Here is a 25,979-nt window from a genome sequence, read left to right as displayed (position 1 = left end):
GGTTTCCCCTAAAAAATGCTCGCAGTCGAACGAAGACAGAAAATTCTTGACCTGGTCTATCGTCACAAGACGGTGCAGGTCACTGATCTCAGCAAGTCTTTTGGCGTCACCGAAGAGACGATCCGCCGCGACCTGCAGACCTTGGATGGAAGCGGGCTTCTGAGCCGTACACACGGCGGGGCGGTAGCAAGGGAAGCCGAAGCGGAAGATCTTCCCTACCGGATGCGTCAGGTCACCAATATCGAGGCGAAGCGAAAGATTGCCGCTCTCGCGGCTGCATTGGTGCACGATGCGTATGCCGTTATGATTGACTCTTCATCGACAGCTTTTGAGGTGCTCAGCGCGCTTAAAGATCATCACGACCTAACATTGATTACCAATTCCGTACGCATTACCGCCAACCCCGGAGCAACGCAGCACACCATCGTGTCTGTCGGCGGCGAGCTGCGTAAGCAGTCGATGACCTTCGTAGGAACATTGGCGACGCAGGCAATCGCCAAATTCAATGCCGATATCGCGCTCATCAGCTGCAAGGCCATCTCGATATCGGGAGGCGTTATGGATGCAAGCCTTCCGGATGCTGAGGTCAAGCGTGCGTTCATTGCCGCCGCCCGAAAGGTGTGTCTCCTCGTCGACGGGGACAAGTTTGATGGTTCGGCGCTCACCAGCGTCTGCCCTGTAGATCAAATCAACGCTGTTATCACCGATCGTCAGCCTTCCCAGGAATGGATCAAACATTTTCAGAAGCTGGACATCCCAATTCTCTATTAAAAACAACATTTTCAGACATTAAAATTTCTGTTTTTGTTGACTATGTCGCTGTCGCGGTTATGGTCCTCTCCGGTATTGAAGGTGAGGATCATGGAAAATAATCTCGAACTGCGTGAATTTATCTGCGAGGTGGGCCGACGCGCCTACGCGCGTGAGATGGGCGCGGCCAACGACGGCAATATTTCCGTTCTACTGGATGACGGTACGCTTCTTTGCACGCCGACCGGTGTCTCCAAGGGCTTCATGAAGCCGGAAATGATCTGCCATATCGAGCGCAGCGGAAAGCCCATCGGTGATGGGCGATATCGTCCGTCCACCGAAATGGGCATGCATTTGTGTGTCTACGATCATCGCGACGATGTGCGTTCCGTCGTGCATGCGCATCCGCTTTACGCCACCGTGCATGCCATTTGTGGCAAGCCGCTGACCCAACAGATCATGCCTGAGTCGACAATGTTTTTGGGCGAAGTCCCGTTAACCCCGTACGGCCTTCCGTCCACGCCGGAACTTTCGGACGCCATCATACCCTACCTGCAAAGACACGATGCGCTTTTGCTCGAAAACCACGGTGCCCTGACTTATGGGCATGATTTGAACAGCGCCTATTTCAAGATGGAAGCACTCGATTATTACGCCAAGGTCGTCTACCTCGCGGCCTCCTACGGCGGCGCCAAGGAGTTCAATGCAGATCAGATCGAGAGGTTGCTCGATGTTCGCCGCAAGCACTTCAACCAGCCAGGCCGCCATCCGTTTTTGAATCTCGCAGAGCAAGTTCGTCAAGATGATCATTGATCTTCTGAAGTCTATGTGGAGGACACAATGTACGCAGAAAAGTTTCGCCTGGATGGCAAGGTCGCCGTCGTTACGGGTGGCGGACGCGGCATAGGGCTAAGCTGTGTCGAGGCGCTTGCCGAACACGGAGCAAAAGTTGTCATTGCCGATATTGATAAGGCAATCGCCGATGAGGGCGCGGCGGCAATGAAGGCAAAGGGATACGATGTCGCCACCTACCAGGTCGATGTTACGAAATCGGCGGACGTCGATGGGCTGGCCGACTGGGTGGTCTCGACCTATGGCAAGGTGGACATCCTGGTTGCGAATGCAGGGATCGCTCGTTCCGGCGTCGCCGCAGAAGACGTGACCGACGAGCATTGGCTCCACGTCAATGACGTCAACTACAATGGCGTCTTTTGGTGCAACCGCGCCTTCGCCCGGCATATGCTCAATGCCAATTCGGGCTCGATCGTCAACATTGGGTCGATGTCGGGTCTGATATCGAACTGCCCACAGAAGCAAACCTACTATAACGCCGCCAAGGCTGCCGTGCACCAGATGACATCGTCGCTTGCGGCCGAATGGGCCGACCGTGGCGTCCGTGTCAACGCCGTTGCGCCCACCTACATCGAGACTGCGATGACCACCTATCGTCACGACAATGAGGGAATGATCGATGTCTGGCTGCGAGATACGCCGATGCACCGTCTCGGCAAACCTGACGAGATCGCTTCCGTCGTCCATTTTCTTGCATCGGATGCGTCAAGCCTCATGACTGGTACGACAGTCGTTGCCGATGCTGGTTTTACCTGCTGGTAAATCCATTCCGAATGTATTTTGGCCGGCGGATCAAACGACCGGTGAGATCATGTCTAGTTTGAGGTTCGCATCCATGAGAGTGATGGCCAAGCTTGGGCTGCCGGCTTTCAGTCGGTTCCGACTTGCAAACCGAACCGAGGTGGCTGAAATCTGCAGGTAGCCTCAGCGAAGACATGTCCACGTACCGAATATTTTGGCGATCACTTTCCCGTTCTCACGTCGCAACTGCCCATGGACAGTTCTTTGCTCGTCGGAAAAATCAACAAGGTCGAAGAAAACGCTTTCATTTCGTTCGATATTTCCCAGGAAGAAGACGGCCTTACGGACGACCGGCCCCTTGCAGGGAAACCAGTTTTCCAAGGCGCGATCGGCGAGAGCCTGATACTCGGCAAAGTAAAACAGGCCTGCGCCGTTGAACTCCTGGGAGGTGCTGGGATCAAACCGAAAGGTTCGGAGCGCTTTGTTGGCGGGGACCGGAAACCCGAAATGCGTTGCTAACCGCCCATTCCGGATGTCTGCAGCATTCTGGGCGAGAAGGCTGGGCTGGAACCGCTGTCCCTGCGGCTCAGGCAACGTCACACGGGCTATCGAGTGATTGTTGTCTTTGATCGTTCTGTGAACGAAGGTTGAGATGAGTTCGACCGCGCCGACGCTTCGTCCGTGGACAGACAATTCGTGTCGGGTCGACGTCCGGGTTCGCGAGACTACGGACAGTCTCGAATGGATGGTCAAAATGTCGTTTGCCTGTACGACGTCGAAACATGCATCCGTCAGTGACGTTGCACAGATCGCGGCATAGGCCTCCTCTCCATCGGCCGTTCTGAAATCCGCATTGTCGAACCCGAGATGACAGGCAAGCATCAGCCAGTGACGATGGCCGAGTTCCTTCATCAGCCAGGTCTCCGATAGCCCGTTTCCATTCAAATGGGGCATGCCGAGCAGCATATGCGGATCAAGGGCACGTTCCATCAGGTCGCGTGCCGAAGGTCCTGCGGGCGGAAAATCGAGAAGGGCCGCGCTCATGATTAGGCGCTGACCGATTGCTTGAGAGACGATGTCTGCGCCGAACGTCGAGCTGCCAGATGCCCGACCACATGTTCGGCATCTCTGCCGACGCTGAGGAACCGGCCCGAGCCCCAGGTCCAGAGCCAGGGAAGTCCGAGCACGTAAACGCCATCGACGACGGTGACGCCGCGGCGATGAACGGGATAGGCATTGCCATCGAAGATCGGCAGTCCGACGAAGGACCAATCCGGACTGAATCCCGTGGCCCAAATGACCGAGGTGATCCCCTCCGCCTTCAGGTCGAGTTCGGCGATCTCCGCCTCAGGCTCCCAGACGGGGATATAGGGGGACCCGGCCGGAGCATCGATGCCCTTTTCGGCGATGTGCCGGTCAATCAGGGCATTGATGCCGTTGTAGACACGGTCGGCGCCGTCGAGATTGGCCTTCAGGTTCGGCTCGAACAGCATCCGGCCGGCGGCGACGCCGGACATGCGGCCATAAAGCGCCATGCCCTCCAGCGCGAACTTGCGCAGATCGATATCGCGTCCGCCGTCGCGTCCTGTCAGGTAATGGTTGGTGTCGTGCTTCTTCTTCGTCATGCCATCATGTTCGACCGTGATGTCGTACTGGCCGATATCGGAAAGCCAGTCGACTACATCGCGACCGCGATAGAACCGGGCGCAGCGTGGCGCGTTGCCGGTGACGAGATGCACCTTGCGGCCGGCCAGATGCAGATCCTCTGCAATCTGGCAGCCGGACTGGCCGGAGCCGACCACGATGACGCCGCCGTCCGGCAGGTGATCGGCGCTGCGGTAGGCGGCGGTGTGGATCTGCATGATGTCCTCGGGCAGGCGCTCGGCAGCACGCGGAATGGCCGGAGCTGCATAGAGGCTGGTGGCGATCACCACGGCGTCGGCGGTCACCGCGCCCGCCGAAGTCGCGAGCCGGAAGAGGTCGCCGTGCTTTTCGAGCGACGTCACGCCGGTTTGCTCGAAGACCGGCGCATCGAGCTTTTTCACGAAGCGATCGACATAGGCGAGAATCTCGTCCTTGACCATAAAACCGTGCGGATCCGTGCCGTCATAGGGATGGTCGGGAAGCTGGCATTGCCAGTTCGGCGTCACCAGGCAGAAGGCGTCCCAGCGTTCGTTCTTCCACTTATGCGCAACGGTCTTCTTCTCGAAGACCACGTGATCGATGCCGTGCCCCTTCAGATAATGAGAGGCCGAGAGCCCGGCCTGGCCACCGCCGATGACGACTGCACTGTAATGGCTCTTGAGGAATGGTGTGGTCATGGTGGGTCCTTTCAAAGGATGAAGCTTTCGCAGCGGACTTCGGCCCCTGCGTCGGTGAGATAGGGAGTGGCGGCCTGTTCGATGCGCGACAGCTGGCCGAGCGCTAGGGAACAGGGATAGCCGTATTTCGCCTTGACCCTGTCGCTGGCGATGGTCAGCGCCGTGCGGCTGCGATCGAGAAAGTCGGACAGCGGATAGCTTCGGCCCTCGGCGAAATAGTCCTTGATCACCAGGGAGGGCGAGTAACAGGTCTCCTTGCGGCCATCCGGCCAGGCAATGACGAACCGCATTTCAGGCATGGTTGGGCTCCAACAGACTGTGATAGCGGGCAAGATGGGCTATTGCGGTTTGGTGCCAGCCATGGCGGGCGGCAACCTCGAGACCACGGGGAATGATCTGCTCGCGGATCGGTGCGACCAGCGCCAGCGCCATGCCCTCGGCAATGGAGACGGGATGGTGCGGATCGCACCAGATCGCATCGCCGGGACCCAGATATTCGGTGAAGGGCGCAATCGAGGACGTCACGACCGGAATGCCACTGGCCATGGCTTCGAGAACGACGAGGCCGAAACCTTCCTTGAACGAGGGAAATACCAGCGCATCCGCCAGCCGGTAGAGGCTGGGCATGTCGGTATCTGCTATCGGACCGGTGATATGCACCGCCGCGGCGTCCCGACCGAGGCAGGCGAGGCAAGAACGGAACTCTTCCTGATAGTCGCCATGGTCCAGGAGCGAGGCGCCCCCGGCAATGACGAGCTGGGCATCCGGCCGGATGGCGCGGACCTGACGAAAGGCTTCGAGAATACCAAGGGTGTTCTTTCGCGCCTCGATGCCGCCGACACTAAGGAAGATCGGCCCGCTTCCCAGCTGCAGCCTGTCGCGCAGAGCGACCTGCTCCCCGCTCCAGGCCGGCGAGAAGCGGTTGGTGTCGACGCCATTGCCGACTACCACCGCATCAATGCCGCGATCCTCTCTCAGCTTGTCCCGCCAGAGGCGGCTGACGGCGAAGACGATATCGGCCGCGTCGATCGCGCGATCTTGCAGAGCCATCAGACGCGGATCGGCGAACTGGTCGATGTGGTGGACCGTGCGGGCAAAATTCGGGATCAGGCCCTCCAGCTTGAGGGTTGCCAGCGCATTGCCGGAAATGCCGTCATGGGCGTGGAACAGGTCGAAGCCATTGGTTGCGGTTCTTCGGAAATAACCGACATAGTCGGCAATCCGCTGCTCGACCATTTCCGTCATGTCCGCGGGTGCCGGCGGCACGGCAATGCAGGCCGTGCCGCAGGAGGGCTGACGAAAGAAGCCCGCCCCCTTGGCATCAGGCGCATGCAGGACCACCTCATGGCCAAGCGAGGTCAGCGCTTCCGAAAGCTGCATGGCATGAACCACGCCGCCACGCGGATTGGTGGAATGGGTCAGCATGGCAATGCGCAAGGTTCGGTGCGACGGGAGGCTCATGCGGCGACATCCTGCCGACCGAGCTGCAGAAGGGGTGTTTCGGCATGATTGCGCACCACTGCACGGCTATCGCCATCGACCAGTGCGACCTCGGCACCAGCCACGACTGCGCCGATGACCGCGGCGCTGATGCCGCGCGCGGTGAAGCGGGTGACGACATCGACCGCATGTTCCGGCGCGACCGAGAGCAGATAGCCGAAGCTCGGAAAGGTGACGAGCCAGCGGCCGAGGCTCACACCGGCGGGCAGGGGAATGGCGGTGACGTCGATATCGATGCCGACATGCGAACATTCTGCGAGCATGATGGCCGTGCCGACGATGCCGCCCTGGCTGATATCCTTCGCAGACAGCGCCAGCCCGGCCTCGGCGATCTCGGGTAGCAGCTCGAGGTCGCCGCGCAGGCGCGCCGGCGCGGCGTCGGTGGCGGCTTCCCAGTTGTTGAAGGGTTCGCGGTAACGGCCGCGATGGTCGATCGCTGCAACCAGCACATCGCCCGGCTGTGCATCGAAGCTCGTCAGCAGCTTCTTGGCACGACCGAGAATGGCGACCGACAATTGGCCGCGTTCGGTGCGGATATTGGTGTGCCCGCCGACGATCGGCACGCCAAAGGCGCTGGATGCCGCCCGCATGCCTTCGAGAACGGGTGTCGCGCCAGCCTCGCCATTGGCCCAGACGGCATCAACCACGGCGATTGGCCGGCCGCCCATGGCAACGACGTCGGAGATATTGACCATGACGCCGCACCAGCCAGCGAACCAGGGGTCGGCGGCGACGAACTCGTTCATGAACCCTTCGATGGCAAAAAGCAGATAACCGTCGCCATCACGCAGCGCGGCGCAATCGTCGCCGACGGCAATCTGCTGCCCCTGCAGGCCGAGCCTTGCCGCAATCGTGCCGATATCCTGCTTGGCGGCGATGCCGCTGCTGGTCGAGAGTTTTGCCGCCAGGGTCTTGATGTCGATCGCGACCATTCTCACGCCGCCTTTCTGGAAAGGGCGGTGAAGCCTGCCTCGGGTGTGACGCAGGGCGGATAATAGGCAAGGTCGGCCTTCATCCTGAGATGCGGCTTGCCGTAGACCTCGAACTCCTCGATCACATCCCAGTGCAGCCTGCGGAACAGCAGACCGTTCTGAACCTGCACATTGGCGAGAAATGTGTGGCATCCGATCGCATTGGCGGAGGATACGGCGAGCTTGATCAGGGTCGCCCCCAGGGCGCCGATCTTGCGAAAATCCGGATGGACCGCCAGTCGCGAGCCCCACCAGAGGCCGGGTTCGGCCTGATGGATGCGCACCGTTCCGACCAACTGGTCGGCGGCAATGCCGAGCATGGAGAGAGCCACGATCGGGATGGCGTCGTCGTCGATCGCGTCGCGGTCATCGCCTTCGAAGATCCGCTGTTCCTGGCAGAAGACGGCGCGGCGTAGCGTATGCGCTTCGCGGCGCTCCCAGGCGGAGGTTGCGAACTTCACCTGGAATTCGCTCGAGCGATAGGGAGCAAAGGCTTCGAGCATCATTTGGTGAGCATCCTTTCATAGGTGGAAAGGGCGGAGCAGGCGCCGCATTTGCCGCAGCCGGCCTTGATGTCGACGGCCTTCAAGCCGCTGACGACCAGCATCCTGGACAAGGGTCCGAGGATCGAGTCCATGAAGTCGGGCCGCGGCGCCGGGTGGCTTTCGAGCGGCGTGCCGGAGATTGGTACGAAGGGCACGACGAAGGGATAGACACCGAGCGCAACCAGCTTTTCGCAGATGTCCAGAATGGCTTCACGGCTGTCGCCGAGACCCGCCAGAATGTAGGTCGAGACCTGGCCGCGCCCGAAGACCTCCACTGCGGCTTTGAACGAGGCCATGTATTTGGCGATCGAGACCTGCGCCTTGCCCGGCATGATGCGGGCACGCACCTCCGGCGTTACGGCTTCCAGATGCATGCCCAGTGCATCGACGCTGGCCTCCTTCATGCGGGTGAACCATATATCGTCTTCCGGCGGCTCGCATTGCGCCTGGATGGGAATATTGACGGCCGCCTTGATGGCGCGGGCGCTGTCGGCGAGGATCGCAGCACCGCGGTCGTCGCCCTTCGGCGTGCCGGTGGTCATCACCATATGTTTGACGCCGTCCAGTTCGACGGCGGCCCTGGCGACTTCCGCGAGCTGCTCTGGCGTCTTGTGGGCGATAGTGCGGCCGGCGGCCAGCGATTGGCCGATGGCGCAGAACTGACAGGTCTTGGTGCGGCTCTGATAGCGGATGCAGGTCTGCAGCACGGTGGTAGCGAGCACGTCCTTGCCGTGCAGAACGGCGATCTGCGAATAGGGAATGCCGTCGGCGGTCGAGCGCTCGTAGAAGCGCGGGCGCAGGGGAAAGGAAACCTCGCCCAGCACCGTGCCGTCCCGGCTGATACGGCTGCGACCCATGTCATCCGGCTTTTCCACCAGATAGGGGCTCTCGAATGCGGGTGCGGTGTGAACCGGCACCATCACCGTCATGCCGTCAATGGTCAGCGCCTTGTGGTCGGAAGGTCCGGCACCACCGCGGCGGCTTTCATGCCCGGCCTTGGGGTCAACGAGCCGGGCTCCGTAGGACTGCAATTCGTTGATCAGAATCTCGGTCGGCAGACGTGTCGTATTCTCCATCGGAAAGGGTCCTTGCTTCGGCTGTGGGGAGGGATGGCTGGGTGGTGGTGACCATCGGCGCCGTGGCGCGGCCATCCATGACAAGATGCAGCAGCTCGGGTCGGGCATAATGGCCGACCGAATCCATCATCCGCTTGCGTTTGACGATCAGGCTCATGTCGAGATCGGCGATCAGGATGCCTTCGCCTTCTGTGAGCGGCGGCACGACATGTTTGCCTTCGGGCGAGATGATTGCGGTCATGCAGCCGCCGCGCAGCGCCTTCTGCAGGCCGGCGTCGGACGTGATGGAGGCGATCTGCTCGTCGGTCAGCCAGCCTGTGGCATTGACCACGAAACAACCGCTTTCCAGCGCGTGGTGGCGGATGGTGACTTCCATCTGGTCGGCAAAAATCGGTCCGACCATCGAGCCCGGAAACTGGGCGATATGGATATCCTCGTGCTGGGCCATCAGAGCGTAGCGGGCCAGTGGATTGTAATGCTCCCAGCAGGCCAGCGCCCCAAGGCGTCCGACGGCGCTGTCGACCACCTTCAGGCCGGAGGCGTCGCCCTGGCCCCAGATCATTCGCTCATGAAAGGTTGGGGTGATCTTGCGACGCTTGAGGATGAGCGTGCCATCGGCATCAAACAGCAGCTGGGCATTATAGAGCGATCCGTGGTCACGCTCGTTGACGCCAAGCGCCACGACGATGCCATGCTGGCGGGCGGCTGCCGAGACGGCATCGGTGGCAGCACTCGGCACCGTGACGGCTTCCTCATAAAGTCGCACATGCTCCTTGCCGGAAAGAACCGGCGGCAACACGAAAGAAAAATAGGGGTACCAGGGGACGAAGGTTTCGGGAAAGACGATCAGCTCGGCGCCTTTGGCGGCGGCCTCACGAATTGCATCCAGCACCCGGGCCAGTGTTTTCTCGCGCGAGGTCAGATCCGGCGCGATCTGCGCGGCGGCAACCCGGACGCTCGGTTTTTTCTCCATGACGAAATCCTCGATTGACGGGTGGGGAGGCGGAGCGCCAAGGCTCCGCCCTTTATTTTTTGGGGCGCCTGATGCTCAGAGCGTCCAGGTATCAAGGATGAAGGCGCCGTCGCGGCGATGGATCAGGATCAGGTCGAGAACGTCGAGCGGACTGATCGGCGTGATGCCGGGGATCAGCGCGCCTTCGCCATGGCCGTAAAGCGCCTGAAGGGCAAAACGGCACGCATAGACTTTGCCGCCTTCTTCCATGAACTTGACGATCTGGTTATTGAAATTCAGATGGCCGGGAAAGGCCTCCGCCCCGAGCGTCGGAAAACCGCGCTGGACGCCGAGCGTGACGCCCGGGCCGTAGAGAAGGACCGAGGTCTCGAACCCCTTCCGCTTCAGGCGCGTCGCCTGCAGCAGGTTGACGAATCCGATCGATCCTTCGAAGGCCACTGTATGGAAGGTGACGAGGGCCTTTTCGCCTTCGCCGGCCTGTACGTCCTCAAAAACCTTGTCCTCGTAATCGACAAGAAAGTCGCCTTTTTGATTGGCTGGCTTGGTCACTGCGGGCATGGATGGCTCCTTGATTGAAATCCGATCCCCATCCGGGGAGCATCCATCCAATTGCAAGCGCCATGCCAGATTGATTATGCACAAATAGCAGTCAAATCTGTCGATAATGCATTCAATTATACTATCAATAACGAAAACAAAAATTTTAGAGCTAATTTTCTGAGCGACGGCGTGCAAAAATCGAATGCACGAAAGCTCAAATCAGATGCATTCAATTGGGCGTCAATCATTGGAGGGAGCCATGACATTTGTGCAGCCCGGGCCAGGATCGAAGCTGTTGTCCGAGTTGAGGCCGCCTTTCCGGCGACGTCGCAATGCAATGGATGCGTCTCGGTCCGAAGAAGGGCTACGCGTCAACAGGCATTATCGCATCAATCGAAAAAACCTAGCTATATTGAATGCAATCAATTAAAGCGGTTGGATGTGTGCGTGAGACCGTTGGTGTACCAACGGAACAAGCCGCCAATTCCGCCGACGGCGAAAGAGGATGCCTTGATTCCGTTCTCGCCGATCACAGTCGTATCGCTCTTTTCAGAAAACAGGAGAAACTATGAGTCATAAACCCACGATCATTCTGGTGCACGGCTTTTGGGGTGGGGCCGCCCATTGGGGAAAGGTGATACTCGAGCTGGCGCATAGGGGCTATCAGTCCGTTCACGCCGTCGAACTGCCGTTGACTTCGCTCGCCGAGGACGCTGAACGGACACGCAAGATGGTGGCCCAGCAGAAAGGGCCGGTCGTGCTTGTCGGTCATTCCTACGGCGGTGCGGTCATCACCGAAGCGGGAGATCAACCGAATGTCGCGGGGCTTGTCTATATCGCCGCATTCGCCCCCGATGCAGGTGAAAGTCCAGCTGCTATCACCCAACGGCATCCGCCCGCGGCAATGGCCAATATCGAGCCGGACAGCGACAGCTACCTCTGGCTCAAGGCCGATAAATTTCACGAAAGCTTCTGCCAGGATCTGCCTCCCGAAGAAGGTGTCGTTCTGGCGGCCACCCAAAAAGCGCCGCTTGCCGGTACCTTTGGCGACGTCGTCACCGCGCCCGCCTGGAGGAAGAAGCCATCCTGGTATCAAATAGCAAGTGACGACAGAATGATTGCTCCTGAAAACCAGAGGGCAATGTCGGCTCGTCTCGGTGCTCGGAAAGTCATGACCTTGGAAGCAAGTCATGCTTTGCCGCAATCAAAGCCTCTGGAGGTCGCGGCTTTTATCGATGAGGCGGCCATGGCAGTCTCAAAGTAAGAACAAGGCGCTTGTGGCGGGGGCGTGAGAATAAGCGCCTCCGCGCGAGCCGCCCGATCATCTGCTTGATCGCTTCCGCCTTCCATGCTCCGGCTTAATCCCTGCTGCGCCGGTATCGAAGGGATCAGTTCAACTAAACGCGCGATGATGGGCACGCTCTTATCACTGAACGACGAGGGCTTGCTTAACTCTTGAAATCAGAACGCGGGAGCCGTCGGCGGTGAAGTGCCCATAGTCGAATTGGACTGGGTCTCCGCTTTTTGTCCACACCACACAATCTGGGTTGCACATCGTCTTATAGGTAGAGATGTATGTTGCCCCGCTTCCGGCCAACGCGTCTTGAATGTCCAGACCGATGTGTTGTCGAGGCACCAGATGATCGGCGGCCTTAAATGGTTGCTTGTCGTAGAGACTGTGTGCGAGCAACCGCGGCAGGGAAGATTTATACTCTGCCACTGGTCCGAAGACGACGATCTTTTTGGCAAATGGTGACAGGTAATCCACCGTCTTTCTGATGAGTTTCACGTCATCTTTTGTCCAGCGTCCAGCCAATACGAGAACATCGACTTTATGGCTCGGCAAGAATTCCTTGAACATGTAGTTCATGAGTTCGATGCAGCGTTCCTCGCCTTCGGCGTCGAGGGTGGGACGACATCCTGATGCGTTCGCTTGAATGACATTGGCCCCCGAAAGCGCCCTTAGCCCGGGATATAGATGAGCGGCGTGACTATCACCGACAAGCGCCATGTTTTGCTGATTGTTTGATAGAGCCAGGCAGGCATCACGATCATATTTTTCGATGCCGTCGTTTGACGTGAGGAAGCATTGTCCACTGCGAAAGGCTTTCGAAGGGTCGTAGTCAGCAAATTCCGCCACCCGTTCAACAGCCGTGTTGTCCTCTTTCATTTGATCGGCAGCGAGTTGCCCGACAAATGCCAGCATTGCTACGGATGCGATTGAAGCAGCTCCGGCGGCTACGGACACGAGAGGTCGGTATCTCATTGTTCGGAACGGCGTTTCGACAAATCGCCACGAAACATATGCGACGACGAAACTCAAAGCGATCGGCACCAATTGCCAGCCATGCTCCCAAGCTCCGTACTGGTTCGAAAACACCCAAATCGCCCAATGCCACAGATAGAGGGAGTACGAGATCAAGCCTATAGCAGTGGCGACCCTCAATGAGAGAAGCTTGCTGACAAGGGTGCTTGGGCCCGTCCAGATGATCAGCGCCGTGCCTGCGGTCGCGGGCAACGCCGTCAATCCGGGAAACTCGGACGTCTTCGACAGCAGCAACGCGCTGAGGCAGATGAGCAAAGCACCGATTGCCGAAAGCACATCGTTGATCCGCGCATCAGAGAATTTCGTCAGTGCCGGTCCTGCGATGAGAGCGCCTACGAGCAGTTCCCACGCGCGATACTGTACAAGATAAAAGGCTGCGGAGCGGTTGATTGGAACAGTGATAATGGAAGCAATGATGCTGACCGCAAAAAGCCCCGCTATGGCCATCCCGGTTGCCCTGCGCCCATATCGGCTTGCCAACATGACGATCAGTGGAAAAAAGACGTAGAACTGCTCTTCGACCGACAACGACCATGTGTGCAGGACTGGATTGAATTCCGAGGAATCATCGAAATATCCAGTTGTAAAATAGAAATAAGCATTTGAGGCAAAAAGCGCGGAGGAAGTGACAGACTTAAAGACCCGCAAGCTTTCGTCAGGCAGCATCGTAAAATAAGAAGCCGCCATCACAACGGCATACATGACCACGACAGCGGGAAGAATTCGTTTTGCGCGGCGACTATAAAAGTTGCCAATCGAGAATCGGCCATCCCCGACGTCAGCAAGAATGATTTTCGTAATCAGGTATCCCGAGATCACGAAAAAAATGTCCACCCCGATAAATCCACCGGGGAGAATGCGGTCAAATCCACAGTGATAAAGAATCACAAAAATTACGGCTACGGCACGCAGGCCGTCGATATCTTGACGATGCGTAATCATTTGGGCCTCGATATTTGGCCTCCCAGGATTTCGTACCGTGAGACCGGTCAATATGCAATCAGCATCAGGGTGAAATGAAAACTACTCGCCTTAGACGGGCTTCTGTCCACAGCGAGAACGACCTCGAGAGTCGGCGGAGGGGCCGCAAGGGTCATCGGGTGTTTTCGGAGTATTGCTTATTTTACCATTCGTCCGATGAAGCTGGCGAGAAGCAGAGCGATGTCCATCCGCTTCTCATTTCGACGGTGATTCGACTAAAGGGCACATTTTACAGCTGCCTTTCAACGGTTCCACAACTCAGGCCATAAGGCTGACGGGTGATTTAACATTGACTGCCGAAACGCAGCGCGGCATTGCCAGGACGGCTTGCAGGCCAAATTGGGCGAACGTGTGACCAACAGAGTGCCGGAAGGCGATCCCAGGGCAGCACGCAGCTGGACGGACACAGTTTCAATCGATGTGGCCGGGACGTCATGGGTCTATTTACATGGATTTCTCAGGGGTCGTTCAGGTTAGGATAATTTCCAGATATTCAAACATCCGCCACACGACCCCTCATTATTAGAAGCTGTAACCGTATCGAATGGAGATCCGATGCCCGCCATCTTGCGAAAGAAAATTCACGGTGCATCCACGCGGGGACAGGTCATCGACGGCGCTCCGGACATCGGCGTCGCCTATCAGGTGTTTTCCGATACGGTGGTCGAAGACGTGATCGTCAAGAATTCTCCCCGCGGCTTCAAATTTCACAATGGCAGGAATCTCGTCATACGGCGCTGTGAGACCGAGAATGTGAACGGCGACGGCATTTACCTAACCATGACGTCGGACGTGTTGCTGGAGAACAACCGCGTCGGCCCGGCGCCCGGCCAGGGGGCGGATTGTTGCCAATTCGCCTACGAAAACGACGATCGCAATGTGAGCTCCAATGTGGTGGTTCGGGGCAACCTTTTTCTTCAGTCGCCGACCAGCACATCCAACAAGGGGGCGCTGGTTTGCGGTAGAACGCGACAATACCTTGTTGAATACAATTTCATCGGGGGGAAAAATTTCTCCTTTTCATCGATCGGCGACGATGCCGTCGTGCGCAGTAACGTCATGCGCGACGGGAAGATGAATGATTATTCCTTCGGGTATGGGGTTGGCGATCAAGTCGACCATGCTGGCCACCATGTTTATGACAACAGGATCGAGAACAGCAATCGTGGCGTGAGTTTGAGCGGTTACTCGGACCAGAGCCTGGCATTTCGCAAAGACATGGATATCCACGATAACGTGATCAGCGAATGTGAGATTGGGTTTTTTGCCAATCGGCCGTGGTCTGGAAGCTTTCGACGCAACATATTCTTGCGGTGCAAGCAGGACATCTTTCTGAAAGGAAACGGCAAAGCGACTGCGGGGGAAATCGAAGGCAACTATCTCAACGACGGCAGCTTTCTGAACGTCACGCCGCCGCCGCTTCGCGTCAAGCCGGACGGAAAGGCTTCCGTTTCCTCCGGCGAATGGACATCCGAGCCCGACGAAATCCGCATCCAGTGGCGGAACAAAGGGATCGATATATCAGGCGCCAACCGGCCCTCCATTGCGATCGAGCCTAGCATGGAATTGTCATGCGTCTTGCTGGCCCGCAAGGGGCAGAATTGGATGTTGGCGATTGCCGAGACGGCCTATGACGATTTCACGCCGCGTGCATGGCAAGAAAACATGCTGCCTTGGCAGAAGCGCTATCTCTCTATTTAATCGCCACACTGAGGCCAGGCGGAGCCTCAGTGAAGCCTCCGCGTCTCAAGCCTCACGCGGTCTCCGGTTTGCCAACAACCTCGGACGCAGCTCGGAGAGTGCAATCACCGTGTGTGGCCAGAGAATAAAGGGTGCGAGCATCATCCCCGCCTCTGTCATGGATCCAAGCATGATCAGGATGATAATCACGATCTCCTTCCGTCTGGCGCCCGATTGCTCTTGATCGGATTCGACGATTGTCATCTTCCGGAAAAGGCGAGTCACCAAGAACACGACCCATGCACCGATACCGGGAATGCCGATATTGAGGGCAAGTTCGAGATAGGTGTTGTGCGTCGACCGCGCGTCGAACGTCACCTTGACATATTCCTCCATGACATCAGGCTGGCGGAACATCGCAAAGCCGTAACCGGTTATGGGCCTATCCCATATCAGCGGAAACAGCTGTTCCCAGATGTTGGTGCGCCCCGAGAAAGTAAGGTCTTTGCCGAAAGCTTCAGCAACGGCAGAGGCCACACCTAAATAAATGAAACTGGCGGCAAAACCCACAAGAAGAAACAGCAGACCGACGACAAATGAGCGAAAAAGGCGATTTGGGTAGACGTGGATAATCCGGATAGCATACAGCATGACACTGCCGAACATCGTCAATACAACCGCTGTCGAGGACTTTGTCGCTACAATCAAAGCGAGGAGGCAAAGCATCGCAGCCCATCGAACAAGCGTGCTGTAACGAAGTCGACCTAGCTTCTGCGTCGACAACAGGCAAACAAAGCTGACTGAGCAAAATTGTCCCAATGTATTCTTGTGGTAAAACGCTCCCTTTACCATACCGGCATAGCTGCCGCGCATGATTGCAAATTGCGGGAAAGCGGCAGTATAGAGAACATTGATAAATGCCGCCGCGATCGCAAAACGCCCCAGGATGCGAAATGCTTCCACGTTGCCATAGCGCGCGCGATAAAGAAGCGGCGGGACCGCAAGAACGATGACGGCGGCCAATCCCTTTAAAGATGCACCTTTGTCAATCGAGAAGACGATTGATGTCAGACAGGAAATGGCAACGACCCCGATGAGCGGTGAAATCCTTGAAAAGGTTCTTATGAATTGCCGTTGTTCCAACAGAAAATACAGACCGGACAATGGGATAAGGCTGTAAAGCATTAACTTCATCGGAAGCGGGTCTACCGACGCGCCATCATCGAAATTTGCAGGCAGGCCGTACCACATGCCGGTCGCCCGCCAAAGCGCCGCATAAAATGCGACAGTAAGAACCAGCTTCGCCAGCACGTCTCGCCTGACGCGCCATCTGGACGCCGTGCGCCGACGGTGGCTGCCTTGATAATAGTCTCGTGCTATAGACGCGTCTTGTATCGCCATTAAGAGCTCTTCTATCTCATGTTCGGGGATGTTCCTATTCGAAATAGGACTGAGCCAAAATCACAATTTACCTCTGTTCGACTCTGTGTGCGACATTGAAATCATTGACACTGGTTTCTGTCTACAATCCATCACAAATCGATACGGTTCGATTGGTTCGCCACTCCCAATCCAAAACAGCCGGCACGTAGCTCGTTTGCAAGTGTGTGTGGTTGGCGTGCAATTCATGAACCAGATCAATAAGTTATTGCTTCAATTTCTGCTTAAGCCGCCATGTGGGCGCCACTCTAAGCCATATTATTCGTCGAATCCAGTTTGCTAAACCTTCCAATATGTCGCGCCAACTGGTCCTAGCCATCCGCTGTCACACGCTCGCAACTGCGTAACGCCACTATCATTCAATGTGGGTATGATCTTGTCCAACTTCCCCGGCGGGTACGATCGCACCCCTGACGCGCACGCCGGGAGGTTTGCTGTTGTCGCCAATCGAAACCTCGTTCAGCTCGCGGAACCAAAGACCGAACCCGCCGTTGATAGCCATGCCCAACCGTGTCCGGGAGGCAGGACAGACATGGCACGTCAGACATTCTGGAAAGGCTATCTCAAGCTCTCGCTCGTCACCGCCGCCGTCTCGCTGACGCCGGCGACGACCGAAAGCAACAAGGTCCGTTTCCACGTCCTCAATCGCCAGACGAAGAACCGCGTCGAAAGCCGCTATGTCGACAGCGTCACCCACAAACCGGTGGCCGAGAGGGACCAGGTGAAGGGCTATCCGCGCGGCGAGGACGACTATGTTCTCCTCGAAGACGAGGAGATCGAGGAAATCGGGCTCGAAAGCACCCGCACCATCGAGATCGACAGTTTCGTGCCGCGCGGCTCGATCGATTGGATCTGGTACGATAAACCGCATTTTCTGGCGCCCGAGGACAAGGTCGGGGTCGAAGCCTTCTGCGTCATCCGCGAGGCGATGAAGGCGAATGAGGTCGTCGGCATCGCCCGCCTTGTCCTTTATCGTCGTGAGCGTGCCGTGCTGCTGGAGCCGCAAGGCAAAGGCATCGTTCTCTGGACCCTGCGCTACGGCGACGAGGTGCGTGATCCCATAGCCGAACTCGACGATAAGGCCGAGATCGACAGCAAGCTGCTGACGCTGATGACGCAACTGGTGAAGGAAGAGACGAAGGATTGGAGCCCGACCATGGTGCAGGACCCGATCCAGAAACGCCTGAAGTCGATGATCCGCGGCAAGCAGAAGAGCCTGAAGAAGGCAGCGCCCGTGGCAAAACCCGCACCGGTGAAATCGACCGGCAACGTCATCAATATCATGGATGCGCTGAAGAAGAGCCTGGCAGCGGAAGGCGGCCAGAAGCCGCGCCAATGAAAAAGTGGCCAGCGATTTTGGGAAACGATATACATAAATCAAAGACTTAAAGCATCGCGGGAATCACTTTGACGCGCTTCAGGTCCCGCGGCTTCGCCGGCGCGACAAACCGTTGTATTCGCGCGAGGTCGGGTGCGCTTGAGATTGCCCATCGCCCGCCAGGGGGCGAGGCCATCTCAGCTTGCCTTCTTGCTGCGGCTGTCGCTGCGCGCCGGCGCCTTCTTCTTCGCCAGGGCCTTCTTTGCTGGCGCCTTGCCGCTCATCTTGGCACTCTGGCGCAGTGCCTCCATCAGGTCGACGACCTTGCGTTCCGGGGCCTGTTTCTTCTTCGGTGGCGCCCGGCCTTCGATCTTAGCCTTCACCAGTTCGACGAGGGCAGCCTCGTAGCGATCCTCGTACGTGCTCGGTTCGAAGCTGCCTTGTTTGGTGCCGATGATATGGCCCGCAAGCTCGATCATTTCCTTGTCGAACTTGATGTCGGGGATATCCTTGAAGACCGTATCGGCAGAACGCACCTCGTGGTCGAAATTCAGCATCGTCGCGACGATGTAGTCGTCATGCGGACGGATCAGCAGCGTCCGGATTCGCCGGAAAAGCACGGCTTCGGCCAAAGCCGCGACCTTGCCGTCACGCATGCCCCTGGCGATCAGCGACAGCGCCTCCTCGTCATGTTCGTCGACGGGCGCGAGATAGTAAGGGCGGTCGAAATAGAGCTTGTCGATATCGTCGAAGGCGATGAAAGCCTTGATATTGAGGATCTTGTCGCTTTCCGGCATGATTTCGGCGATCTCGTCGCCCTCGATGACGATGTAGTCGCCATTCTCCATCTGGTAGCCCTTGACCTGGTCGCCCCGCTCGACCGGTTTACCGGTCTCGCTGTCGACGAATTGCCGTTCCACCCGGTGGCCGGTCCTGCGGTTGATAATGTTGAAGGAGACGCGGTCAGAGGAGGAAACAGCGGTGTAGAGCCCGACGGCGCAGGCAAGGTCGCCTACCTTCAGATGACCCTTCCAGCTTGCCCGAGCGGCCATTCCATCCTCCGTCGCAAATCAGAGCCGGCTGCCGCTCTTGTCGGTTTCGAGTTCCTGAAATGCCCAGCCGCGGCCGTCGGGTGCGGGATAGGCGAGCAGCGCATCGCCATTGCCGATCTTCTGGCGCGATGCGGCGTCCTTGGCATGGACAATCGCTTCGTCAGCTGTCGCATAGGTTTCCGAAAGTGTGTCGCCGAGCTTATAGGCCCAGCCATTGTCATGCGGCACGACCTGATAGGTGATATCGGCCATTTCGGATCTCCTCTTCTCAACTAAATAGGGTGCATGATGTCGTCGGCTAGTTCCGCTTTGATTTGCGCCGTTCATCGAGCGCAATGATCTTCTCCAACGATGCGATGTCCTCGCTGGTGACGACGGGAACCGGATCGGCAGCGATGGCTTCCAGCACCGCCTGTGAGACGGCGCCATTTCGGATCGCCCATTCCAGCGTTTCGCGGGTTTCCCGCTCGGCCTTCAGCTGCGCATAGAGCGCAACGATCAGCCGATCGCGAGCATCCATCCGCCGGCCTTGGTTATCCATGCTGCGGACGTCAGGCATCGCAATCCACCTTTGTCACTGATTTCGTTCAGGTGTATTCAACTGATGACGGATGGAAAGGTTCCGAAACCCAGGGGCGGCGTTTGCCATTGCCGCCTCGGGCGGAAATCACCATCTGCAAGATATTCGCAAGAGGATTTCAACATGGCCGATCTCAAGGCTCGTCCCCGCCCGACCGGCGCCACCGCCGTTCTCGGCCGTACCGGTTTCCCGCACGTCACCTCCGCCACCAAGGGCGAGATCGATATCGTCACCGCGCCGTCGCAGCCGGGTTTCAATCCGCTCGATCTGCTCTATTCCTCGCTCTCGGCCTGCCTGGTGCTCAGCGCCCGCATCGCCGCCAGCCAGATGGGCATTCTCGACAAGATCAGCGAGATCACTGCCGAGGTCACCGGCGAGAAGGCGGCGGAAGGCCTTTCGCGCGTCGCCAAGTTCAACATCGCCTTTTCGATCAAGGGCGATATCGACGAGGAAACCCGACAGAAAATCGCCCATGCCGCCGAAGACGAGATCTGCACGGTGAGCAACACCATCCGAGGCAATCCCGAGTTCTCGACGACGATATCGGGATAAGGTTAAATCTGCATAATAATTATAGACAATAGAGAGCGGAGGATTGCGTGACCAATGCCCGGCTTCTATGCTCGGGCATCGAAAGCAATGATCCCGGCCACCATGCAGCCCAAGCCTCTCCCGACGTCTGAACAGCCCGTCGTCGCCATCATTGGCGGCGGTGTCTCCGGCGCCGGCGTCGCCTATCATCTCGCGAGAGCCGACTGCGGCGAGCGCCCTGCCATCATGGTCTTCGAGCCGCGCGCCGAACTCGGCCGCGGCCTTGCCTACGACACGGCCGATCCGGCCCACCGCATCAATGTTCCCGCCGCCAAGATGAGCCTGCAGCCCGATGACCTGGGCGAATTCCTGGCCTGGATCGAAGCCCGCGACGCCGTCGCCGGCGACCCTGAGGCCAGGCAGCCCGATGGCTCGCTCTTCCCCCAGCGCCGGCTCTTCGGCGAATATGTCGCCTCGCTGCTGAAGCCGCTGCTGGAATACGGTAGCGTGCGTCATTGCCGCGCTGCGGTGACGGCTGTCGAAGCCCGTGCCGGCCGTTGGTCGATCCGCGACGACAGAGGCGGCGTGACGGAGGCCGATATCGTCGCGATCGCCACCAGCCATCCGCCGCCGGCAGCCCCCGGCCGGCTTGCGACCCGGCTTGCCGCCCATCCCCGTTTCGTCGCCGATACCACCAAGCCGGGCGCGCTCGACGTGGTCCGCCCGCATGACCGGGTGCTGGTCATCGGCAATGGCCTGACGGCTGCCGATGTCATTGCCTCGCTGGCGCAGCGCGGGCATGACGGCCCGGTGACCGCGATCTCGCGCCGCGGTCTGCGGTCTCGCGGCCATGCGCCGGTACCGCAGGAGCTCTTCGGCGATTTCGTCTCCAATGCCGCCCATTCGGCCATATCGTTGTTGGCAGCGATCCGCACTGCCATAAAAGCGGCGAAGGCAGAGGGCATAAGCTGGCATGGCGTGATCGATCAGGTGCGGGCGCAGGGATACGATCTCTGGCAGGCGCTGCCGGTTGCCGAACGACGCCGTCTCGTCCGCCATCTGCGTCCCTATTGGGATGTGCATCGCTTTCGCATCGCCCCGCAGGTCGAGGCCGTGCTCGACGCAGCGATTGCCTCGGGCCGCCTGGATATCCTGGCCGGCTCGGTTGCCGATGCGCGCATCGAGGGCGAACTGATCCTTTGCACCCTGCAGCCGCGTCATCAGCGCCAGCCGCTGGAGCGGCGCTATGACGCCGTCGTCGTCACCACCGGCCCGGCGCATGGTGGCATTCTCGAAACCCAGCCCTGGCTCGCGGCACTTGCGGCAAGCGGCCACCTATCGCTCGATCCGACCGGCCTTGGCCTTGCCTGTAACCAGCATTCGCAAGCGATCGGCCCGTCCGGACATGCAGATCCTTCGCTGCTGATCTCCGGCCCGTTGGCACGCGGCACGTTCGGCGAGCTGATGGGCCTACCGCAGGTGACCGAGCATGCGTTCTTCATCGCCGGCGAGATCGCCGAAAAGCTGCGGACCAGCGCGACGAATAAGCATCCTGCCTGATTTTCCACCAATATGTCGCTCTTCGACTGTCCCCGGTGAGCGACTTCTGATAGTCACTCGGCCACCAATTCCCGCCCGGCATTCGGGCGACCAGAAATATCGAGACCATGTCGCAGGCTGCCTCCACCCTTTCCGAAGCCTCGCCTTCCAATCGTTTCGCCCTCGCGGCGCTGCTTCTCGGCGGGGCGGCGATCGGCGGCTCGCCGATCTTCGTCAGACTGTCCGAGGTCGGACCGATGGCGACGGCCTTCTGGCGCGTGGCGCTGGCGCTGATCCCGATCCTCATCGTCTCGCTGCTGAAGAAGGATGCGGGGCCAAAGCCGCAGAGCCTTTCCGACTATGGCATGCTGATTCTGCCAGGCCTCATGCTGGCGCTCGACCTCGGCGCCTGGCACCTTTCGCTCACCATGACGTCGGTCGCCAATGCGACGCTGCTGGCCAACCTCGCACCGGTTTTCGTCACGCTGATCGCCTTCCTCTTCTTCAGCGCGAGGATCAGCCGCATCTTCATGCTYGGACTTGCCGTGGCTCTCTCCGGCCTCGTCATTTTGAAGGGCGGGCCCGCAGCCATTGGCAACGGCGATTTCAGCGGCGATGGCATCGCGATGATCGCCGCCTTCTTCTATGCCTGCTACATCCTGGCGATCGGCAGGCTGCGCAGCCGGTTCGATACGATCCGCATCATGTTGTGGAGCACAGCCTGCGCTGCGGTCTGCATCTTTCCGATCGGCCTGATCTACGAGGGCCATATGCTRCCCGCAACCGTCTACGGCTGGTCGATCGTTTTCGGCCTGGCCTTTATCAGCCATGCCGGCGGGCAGGTGGCGATCACCTATGCGCTGGCCTATCTGCCGGCGGCCTTTTCCTCGCTGACGCTGCTGTTGCAGCCGGTTGTTGCGGCCATTCTCGCCTGGGCGTTGCTCAACGAGGCGATCGGGACGATGCAGGCGCTCGGCGGCGGCGTCGTGCTTGCCGGCATCATGGTTGCCCGCCGCGGCTGATCGTCAGCGATTTTCCTGCAGCAGCCATTTCTGGATGATCGGAATGTCGGCATCGCCGAGATCGTGGCCGCCGGGGATGACGTCGGAATCGACGGTGGCGCCTGAACTCTTCAGCCTCTCTTCCAACTCGCTCGCATATTTGCCGTAGGCATCCGTCTTGCCGCTGATGACGAGCAGGTCCGTGCCTTTCAGATCGGCATGCGGATAGTCGCTGAGCACAGGCATGGAGCGCAGCAGCACCGCCTTGTGAACCAGGTTCGGGTGCAGGTAGAGCAGCGAGTTCAAAAGGTTGGYGCCATTGGAGTAGCCGACATAGACGACCTTCTGAGGATCGAGCCCGTAGGATTTGACGGCGCCCTCGATGAAGGCCGCGAAGGCCTCCGCCTCGGTCTTGATGTCGTTCTGGTCGAAGGAGAAGGGAGTAATGCGCTTGTACCAGCGCGGAAACCCTTCCTCCGTCGCCCGGCCGCGCACGCCGAGCAGCGTCGCCCGCGGCGCCGCCTTGTTCAGCAGCGGCATCAGCGTCGTCTCGTTGCCGCCGGAGCCGTGCAGCAGCACGAAGACGCTGCCATCGGGGTCCGGGGGCGTATAGAAGCGATGGACGAATGGCAGCTCGCGATAATTGATGCGCGGCTGACCGGGCATTGAAAATTGCGGCAGCATCACCTTCAGGTCATGGAGATTGGTGATGGCTTCGGGTGGCGCGAAGAGCTTGCCCCCGAGGGCGGCGTGCTCTTCGTCCACGGTCATGCCCGGCTTGTCGGTCGCAAGCTCCACCAGCGTGCCGCCGGGCTCGCGCGCATAGAGCGAGCGGAAATATTTGCGGTCGTGCATGTTGGTCGGCGATGCGTCGGTCGCTTCGAGCGCCTTGCGCACCGAAAGCAGCGTCTCCTCGTCGGCAGCGCGGAAGGCAACGTGATCGACCGTGCCGGTGCCCGGCGCACCGGACCAGAAGCCACGCGCATCGCGCACGTCGATAATGTCGCCGGACTGCGACACCAACCTATCGATCGTGCCGCGGCTGGCCTGCAAACGGTAACCGAAATGGCTCTCGAGGAAGCTGCGGCTTTCGGCGGGCTTCTCCGTCAGCATGGTGGCTCCGCGCACTCGCTGGATGGCATGCTCGGCCGGGATCGAGGCGCCGTCCCAGGCGGCCGGCGATACCAAGTTCTTTGCGCCTGCGAGCTTGAGGATGATGTTATCTGGGTCCTTCAGCCGCAGGACGGGCTCACCGAATTCGTCGGCCGGGCCCTCCGAGCGCAGGCCGAAACTCATGGCGCGCGTCAGCCAGTAGCCGATGCTGGCAGGGTCGATCGACAGCGATATTTCGCTGATCTGGCCATAGCCGGCCCGGCCGGGCGCGCCATCTTCCCAGGCGAGGAAGGTCAGCAGCGACCCCGGCGTCCCTGCCGCATCGCCATAGAAGAGATGAAGTTGCGTCGCGTCCTCGTAACCGGCTGTCTGCTTGACGAGCCGCATGCCGAGAAATCCCGCGTAGAAGTCCACGTTCGCCTGCACCTTTCGGGTGACGGCCGTGACGTGATGTATGCCTGATACCATCGAGAGCAGTCCTGATTGAAGCGGCGTCGTCAGGAGCGCGAGTATGAGAGCTGCGAAGGTCATACCGTTGCCAATGACGATCGCTTAGTTTTGTTCCGCACAAAGCGCAAGCGAATCGCCGCGCTGCAACAACTCCAAATGTTCAACATCTTCGAGCGCCTCTTCCAGTTGCTGCAGGGTCGGCGGCTTGACCATATAGGCGCGCGCGCCGAGATTTCTGGCCCGTCGCATGTCGCTCTCGTCGCTTGACGTGCTGAGGATGCAGACGGGAATTTGCTTGAGGCGGACGTCGGCTGAAAGCGCATGCAGCACCTCGAAGCCGTCCATGATCGGCATGTTGATGTCGAGCAGCATCAGGTCGATCTGCGGCACATCGGCGATGCCTGCGCGTTCTTCGAGCAGCCGCATTGCCTCGCGTCCGTTGGTGGCGACATGCAGGTTGAAATTCACCTTCTCCCGCCGCATCAGCTTGATCTTCAGAATCTGGATGTCGGCCGGGCTGTCTTCCACCAGCAGCACCTCGGCCAGCCTGCCCGAACCTTCGCCTGGCTGCTCCGCCGGCTTGGCGCTGTGCGGGATGACCGATGCGGCAGGCGGCGTGGACCTCACCTCGGCGAGCGGCACTTCGAGAATGAAGGTGGCGCCCGGCCCATTTTCTGCCTCGCACCAGATCGAGCCGCCATGCATCTGCGCGATGCGGCGGCATATGGCAAGGCCGAGCCCGGTGCCTTCGATGCCACGACCGACGAGGCGCTTGAACGGCTGGAAAATCAGTTCGCGATGCTCAGGATCGATGCCAGGCCCGTTGTCACCCACGGTGAGGCGGCAGATATCGCCCTGCGCTTCGCCTGTGATGCTGATCTCCGGAACCTTCTGCTCGCAATAGCGGATGGCATTCGACACCAGGTTCTGCAGGAGCTGGGTCAGCAGCGTCGCATCGCCCATGACCTCCGGCAGCGCCCCGCGGATGATGACGGCGCCGCGGCTTTCGGTCTGCTGACGCAGATTGTCCTCCACCTGGTCGAGCACCGCCGATAGCGAGACCGGCCTGAGCTCCAGCCCGCCGTAGGCCTCGAGCTTGGTGAAACCCGAGACTTTGACGATCAGGTCTTCCATATGGTCGGCGGCGCTGAGTACGTAATCGAGCAATTCCCGGTCTTCGGCCGGAAGCGCGGCAGAACCGTGCAGGATGCGGCTGAAGGATTTGATCGTCCGCAGCGGCTCCTTCAGATCATGGGCCATGGCGCGGGTGAAGATCTCCAGCGATTGTCGCTTCTGCTCCAGCTTTGCTTCCAGCATGCCGTGCATGATGGCGTTCTGGATGCAGCGATGCAGTGTTTCAGGCGAAAGCGAATCCTTTGTCAGATAGTCGCGTGCCCCGCTCTTCATCACCTCGACGGCGACCGTTTCGTTGCCTTGGCCGGTCAGCATGATGACGTTGGCGGCGGGGTCATCCTCCAGGATATCGGCAAGAACGCCGAGCCCGTCGCGCCCCGGCAGCGAATAGTCGAGCAGGATGCAATCCGGCCGTTTCCGGCCGTTCAGTGCAAGGCCCTCTTCGCCCGTCTCCGCCTCCACGACGGTGTAGGCGGTGCTGGAAACGCGGCCCAATATGCGGCGATAGACCTCGCGATCGTCGATGTTGTCGTCGATGATGAGAATGGAGCAGTGTTCCGCCAAT

26 protein-coding genes are annotated in these 25,979 nt (G+C 59.3%); 9 read left to right on the top strand and 17 right to left on the bottom strand.

Annotated features, from left to right (window positions below):
• Nucleotides 1-15 precede the first annotated feature (15 nt).
• The 3 genes from AC1D1Z_RS08335 to AC1D1Z_RS08325 all read left to right on the top strand — a co-directional run bounded on the left by AC1D1Z_RS08335 (nucleotide 16) and on the right by AC1D1Z_RS08325 (nucleotide 2,364).
• The gene (locus tag AC1D1Z_RS08335) at nucleotides 16-771 is read left to right on the top strand and encodes a DeoR/GlpR family DNA-binding transcription regulator (protein ID WP_130759242.1); all 756 of its coding nucleotides are present in this window, start codon (nucleotides 16-18) and stop codon (nucleotides 769-771) included.
• Between the two features lie 90 nt (nucleotides 772-861).
• Entirely contained in the window at nucleotides 862-1,563 is a 702-nt protein-coding gene (locus AC1D1Z_RS08330) for a class II aldolase/adducin family protein (protein ID WP_130759243.1), read from the top strand.
• Nucleotides 1,564-1,590: 27 nt separating this feature from the next.
• A complete protein-coding gene (locus AC1D1Z_RS08325) occupies nucleotides 1,591-2,364 on the top strand; it encodes an SDR family NAD(P)-dependent oxidoreductase (RefSeq protein ID WP_477850127.1) in 774 nt (257 codons plus the stop codon).
• A gap of 162 nt (nucleotides 2,365-2,526) precedes the next feature.
• Here AC1D1Z_RS08325 and AC1D1Z_RS08320 read toward each other — a convergent pair whose 3' ends face one another.
• The 9 genes from AC1D1Z_RS08320 to AC1D1Z_RS08280 all read right to left on the bottom strand — a co-directional run bounded on the left by AC1D1Z_RS08320 (nucleotide 2,527) and on the right by AC1D1Z_RS08280 (nucleotide 10,287).
• Nucleotides 2,527-3,387, bottom strand: coding sequence for a Pnap_2097 family protein (locus AC1D1Z_RS08320; protein WP_130759245.1), 861 nt, complete (start codon nucleotides 3,385-3,387; stop codon nucleotides 2,527-2,529).
• Between the two features lie 2 nt (nucleotides 3,388-3,389).
• Entirely contained in the window at nucleotides 3,390-4,664 is a 1,275-nt protein-coding gene (locus AC1D1Z_RS08315) for an MSMEG_0569 family flavin-dependent oxidoreductase (RefSeq protein WP_130759246.1), read from the bottom strand.
• A gap of 11 nt (nucleotides 4,665-4,675) precedes the next feature.
• Nucleotides 4,676-4,963, bottom strand: coding sequence for an MSMEG_0570 family nitrogen starvation response protein (locus tag AC1D1Z_RS08310; protein ID WP_018445851.1), 288 nt, complete (start codon nucleotides 4,961-4,963; stop codon nucleotides 4,676-4,678).
• Entirely contained in the window at nucleotides 4,956-6,125 is a 1,170-nt protein-coding gene (locus tag AC1D1Z_RS08305) for an MSMEG_0565 family glycosyltransferase (RefSeq protein WP_130759247.1), read from the bottom strand. The genes AC1D1Z_RS08310 and AC1D1Z_RS08305 overlap by 8 nt, the downstream gene beginning before the upstream one ends.
• Entirely contained in the window at nucleotides 6,122-7,096 is a 975-nt protein-coding gene (locus tag AC1D1Z_RS08300) for a sll0787 family AIR synthase-like protein (protein ID WP_130759248.1), read from the bottom strand. The genes AC1D1Z_RS08305 and AC1D1Z_RS08300 overlap by 4 nt, the downstream gene beginning before the upstream one ends.
• 2 nt (nucleotides 7,097-7,098) lie before the next feature.
• Complete coding sequence (locus AC1D1Z_RS08295; protein WP_130759249.1) at nucleotides 7,099-7,641, bottom strand: MSMEG_0567/Sll0786 family nitrogen starvation N-acetyltransferase; 543 nt, start codon at nucleotides 7,639-7,641, stop codon at nucleotides 7,099-7,101.
• Nucleotides 7,638-8,756, bottom strand: a complete 1,119-nt coding sequence (locus tag AC1D1Z_RS08290) for an MSMEG_0568 family radical SAM protein (protein ID WP_130759250.1) — start codon at nucleotides 8,754-8,756, stop codon at nucleotides 7,638-7,640. Before AC1D1Z_RS08290 ends, AC1D1Z_RS08295 begins: the two co-directional genes overlap by 4 nt.
• Nucleotides 8,683-9,729 carry a Nit6803 family nitrilase gene (locus tag AC1D1Z_RS08285; RefSeq protein WP_130759251.1) on the bottom strand — a complete coding sequence of 349 codons (1,047 nt, stop codon included), beginning with the start codon at nucleotides 9,727-9,729 and terminating at the stop codon, nucleotides 8,683-8,685. Before AC1D1Z_RS08285 ends, AC1D1Z_RS08290 begins: the two co-directional genes overlap by 74 nt.
• A 75-nt stretch (nucleotides 9,730-9,804) precedes the next feature.
• Nucleotides 9,805-10,287, bottom strand: coding sequence for an MSMEG_0572/Sll0783 family nitrogen starvation response protein (locus tag AC1D1Z_RS08280; RefSeq protein ID WP_018244765.1), 483 nt, complete (start codon nucleotides 10,285-10,287; stop codon nucleotides 9,805-9,807).
• A gap of 550 nt (nucleotides 10,288-10,837) precedes the next feature.
• Here AC1D1Z_RS08280 and AC1D1Z_RS08275 point away from each other — a divergent pair.
• A complete protein-coding gene (locus AC1D1Z_RS08275; RefSeq protein ID WP_130759252.1) occupies nucleotides 10,838-11,533 on the top strand; it encodes an alpha/beta hydrolase in 696 nt (231 codons plus the stop codon).
• A gap of 162 nt (nucleotides 11,534-11,695) precedes the next feature.
• Here the strand turns inward: AC1D1Z_RS08275 and AC1D1Z_RS08270 are convergent, their stop codons facing one another.
• On the bottom strand, nucleotides 11,696-13,537 hold the full coding sequence (locus AC1D1Z_RS08270) for an acyltransferase family protein (RefSeq protein ID WP_477850121.1): 1,842 nt from the start codon (nucleotides 13,535-13,537) through the stop codon (nucleotides 11,696-11,698).
• 594 nt (nucleotides 13,538-14,131) lie between these two features.
• Between AC1D1Z_RS08270 and AC1D1Z_RS08265 the strand changes: the two genes are divergently transcribed.
• Nucleotides 14,132-15,277 (top strand): right-handed parallel beta-helix repeat-containing protein, encoded by a 1,146-nt coding sequence (locus AC1D1Z_RS08265; protein ID WP_130728870.1) that lies wholly within the window; start codon nucleotides 14,132-14,134, stop codon nucleotides 15,275-15,277.
• 45 nt (nucleotides 15,278-15,322) lie between these two features.
• Here AC1D1Z_RS08265 and AC1D1Z_RS08260 read toward each other — a convergent pair whose 3' ends face one another.
• Both AC1D1Z_RS08260 and AC1D1Z_RS08255 read right to left on the bottom strand, forming a co-directional pair.
• Complete coding sequence (locus tag AC1D1Z_RS08260; protein WP_477850119.1) at nucleotides 15,323-16,657, bottom strand: O-antigen ligase family protein; 1,335 nt, start codon at nucleotides 16,655-16,657, stop codon at nucleotides 15,323-15,325.
• Nucleotides 16,658-17,051: 394 nt separating this feature from the next.
• Nucleotides 17,052-17,198, bottom strand: a complete 147-nt coding sequence (locus tag AC1D1Z_RS08255) for a hypothetical protein (protein ID WP_155295872.1) — start codon at nucleotides 17,196-17,198, stop codon at nucleotides 17,052-17,054.
• 30 nt (nucleotides 17,199-17,228) lie between these two features.
• Here AC1D1Z_RS08255 and ku (AC1D1Z_RS08250) point away from each other — a divergent pair, with 30 nt between their 5' ends.
• On the top strand, nucleotides 17,229-18,035 hold the full coding sequence (ku, locus tag AC1D1Z_RS08250) for a non-homologous end joining protein Ku (RefSeq protein WP_130715618.1): 807 nt from the start codon (nucleotides 17,229-17,231) through the stop codon (nucleotides 18,033-18,035).
• Nucleotides 18,036-18,211: 176 nt separating this feature from the next.
• Here ku (AC1D1Z_RS08250) and ku (AC1D1Z_RS08245) read toward each other — a convergent pair whose 3' ends face one another.
• From ku (AC1D1Z_RS08245) to AC1D1Z_RS08235, 3 genes are read right to left on the bottom strand one after another with little or no spacing between them, the layout of a single operon-like run.
• Complete coding sequence (gene ku, locus AC1D1Z_RS08245; RefSeq protein ID WP_130759255.1) at nucleotides 18,212-19,066, bottom strand: non-homologous end joining protein Ku; 855 nt, start codon at nucleotides 19,064-19,066, stop codon at nucleotides 18,212-18,214.
• Nucleotides 19,067-19,084: 18 nt separating this feature from the next.
• Complete coding sequence (locus AC1D1Z_RS08240) at nucleotides 19,085-19,318, bottom strand: DUF2188 domain-containing protein (protein WP_018244775.1); 234 nt, start codon at nucleotides 19,316-19,318, stop codon at nucleotides 19,085-19,087.
• Nucleotides 19,319-19,364: 46 nt separating this feature from the next.
• The gene (locus tag AC1D1Z_RS08235) at nucleotides 19,365-19,625 is read right to left on the bottom strand and encodes a hypothetical protein (RefSeq protein ID WP_018244776.1); all 261 of its coding nucleotides are present in this window, start codon (nucleotides 19,623-19,625) and stop codon (nucleotides 19,365-19,367) included.
• 144 nt (nucleotides 19,626-19,769) lie between these two features.
• Here AC1D1Z_RS08235 and AC1D1Z_RS08230 point away from each other — a divergent pair, with 144 nt between their 5' ends.
• From AC1D1Z_RS08230 to AC1D1Z_RS08220, 3 genes are all read left to right on the top strand, one after another.
• Nucleotides 19,770-20,198: an OsmC family protein gene (locus AC1D1Z_RS08230; RefSeq protein ID WP_018244777.1), complete on the top strand. Its 429-nt coding sequence runs from the start codon at nucleotides 19,770-19,772 to the stop codon at nucleotides 20,196-20,198.
• A gap of 54 nt (nucleotides 20,199-20,252) precedes the next feature.
• Nucleotides 20,253-21,737 carry an FAD/NAD(P)-binding protein gene (locus tag AC1D1Z_RS08225; RefSeq protein WP_197728757.1) on the top strand — a complete coding sequence of 495 codons (1,485 nt, stop codon included), beginning with the start codon at nucleotides 20,253-20,255 and terminating at the stop codon, nucleotides 21,735-21,737.
• Between the two features lie 107 nt (nucleotides 21,738-21,844).
• Entirely contained in the window at nucleotides 21,845-22,738 is an 894-nt protein-coding gene (locus tag AC1D1Z_RS08220) for a DMT family transporter (protein ID WP_018445835.1), read from the top strand.
• 3 nt (nucleotides 22,739-22,741) lie between these two features.
• Here AC1D1Z_RS08220 and AC1D1Z_RS08215 read toward each other — a convergent pair whose 3' ends face one another.
• Together AC1D1Z_RS08215 and AC1D1Z_RS08210 are read right to left on the bottom strand one after the other, a co-directional pair.
• Nucleotides 22,742-24,361, bottom strand: a complete 1,620-nt coding sequence (locus AC1D1Z_RS08215; RefSeq protein WP_477850113.1) for a VOC family protein — start codon at nucleotides 24,359-24,361, stop codon at nucleotides 22,742-22,744.
• 21 nt (nucleotides 24,362-24,382) lie between these two features.
• Nucleotides 24,383-25,978 carry a response regulator gene (locus AC1D1Z_RS08210; protein WP_130759256.1) on the bottom strand — a complete coding sequence of 532 codons (1,596 nt, stop codon included), beginning with the start codon at nucleotides 25,976-25,978 and terminating at the stop codon, nucleotides 24,383-24,385.
• Nucleotide 25,979: the final 1 nt, after the last annotated feature.

Source organism: Rhizobium sp. P1_E1 (assembly GCF_056406015.1).
Note: the sequence above shows the minus strand (reverse complement) of the source record. Positions and strands in the feature narration are given on the sequence as shown.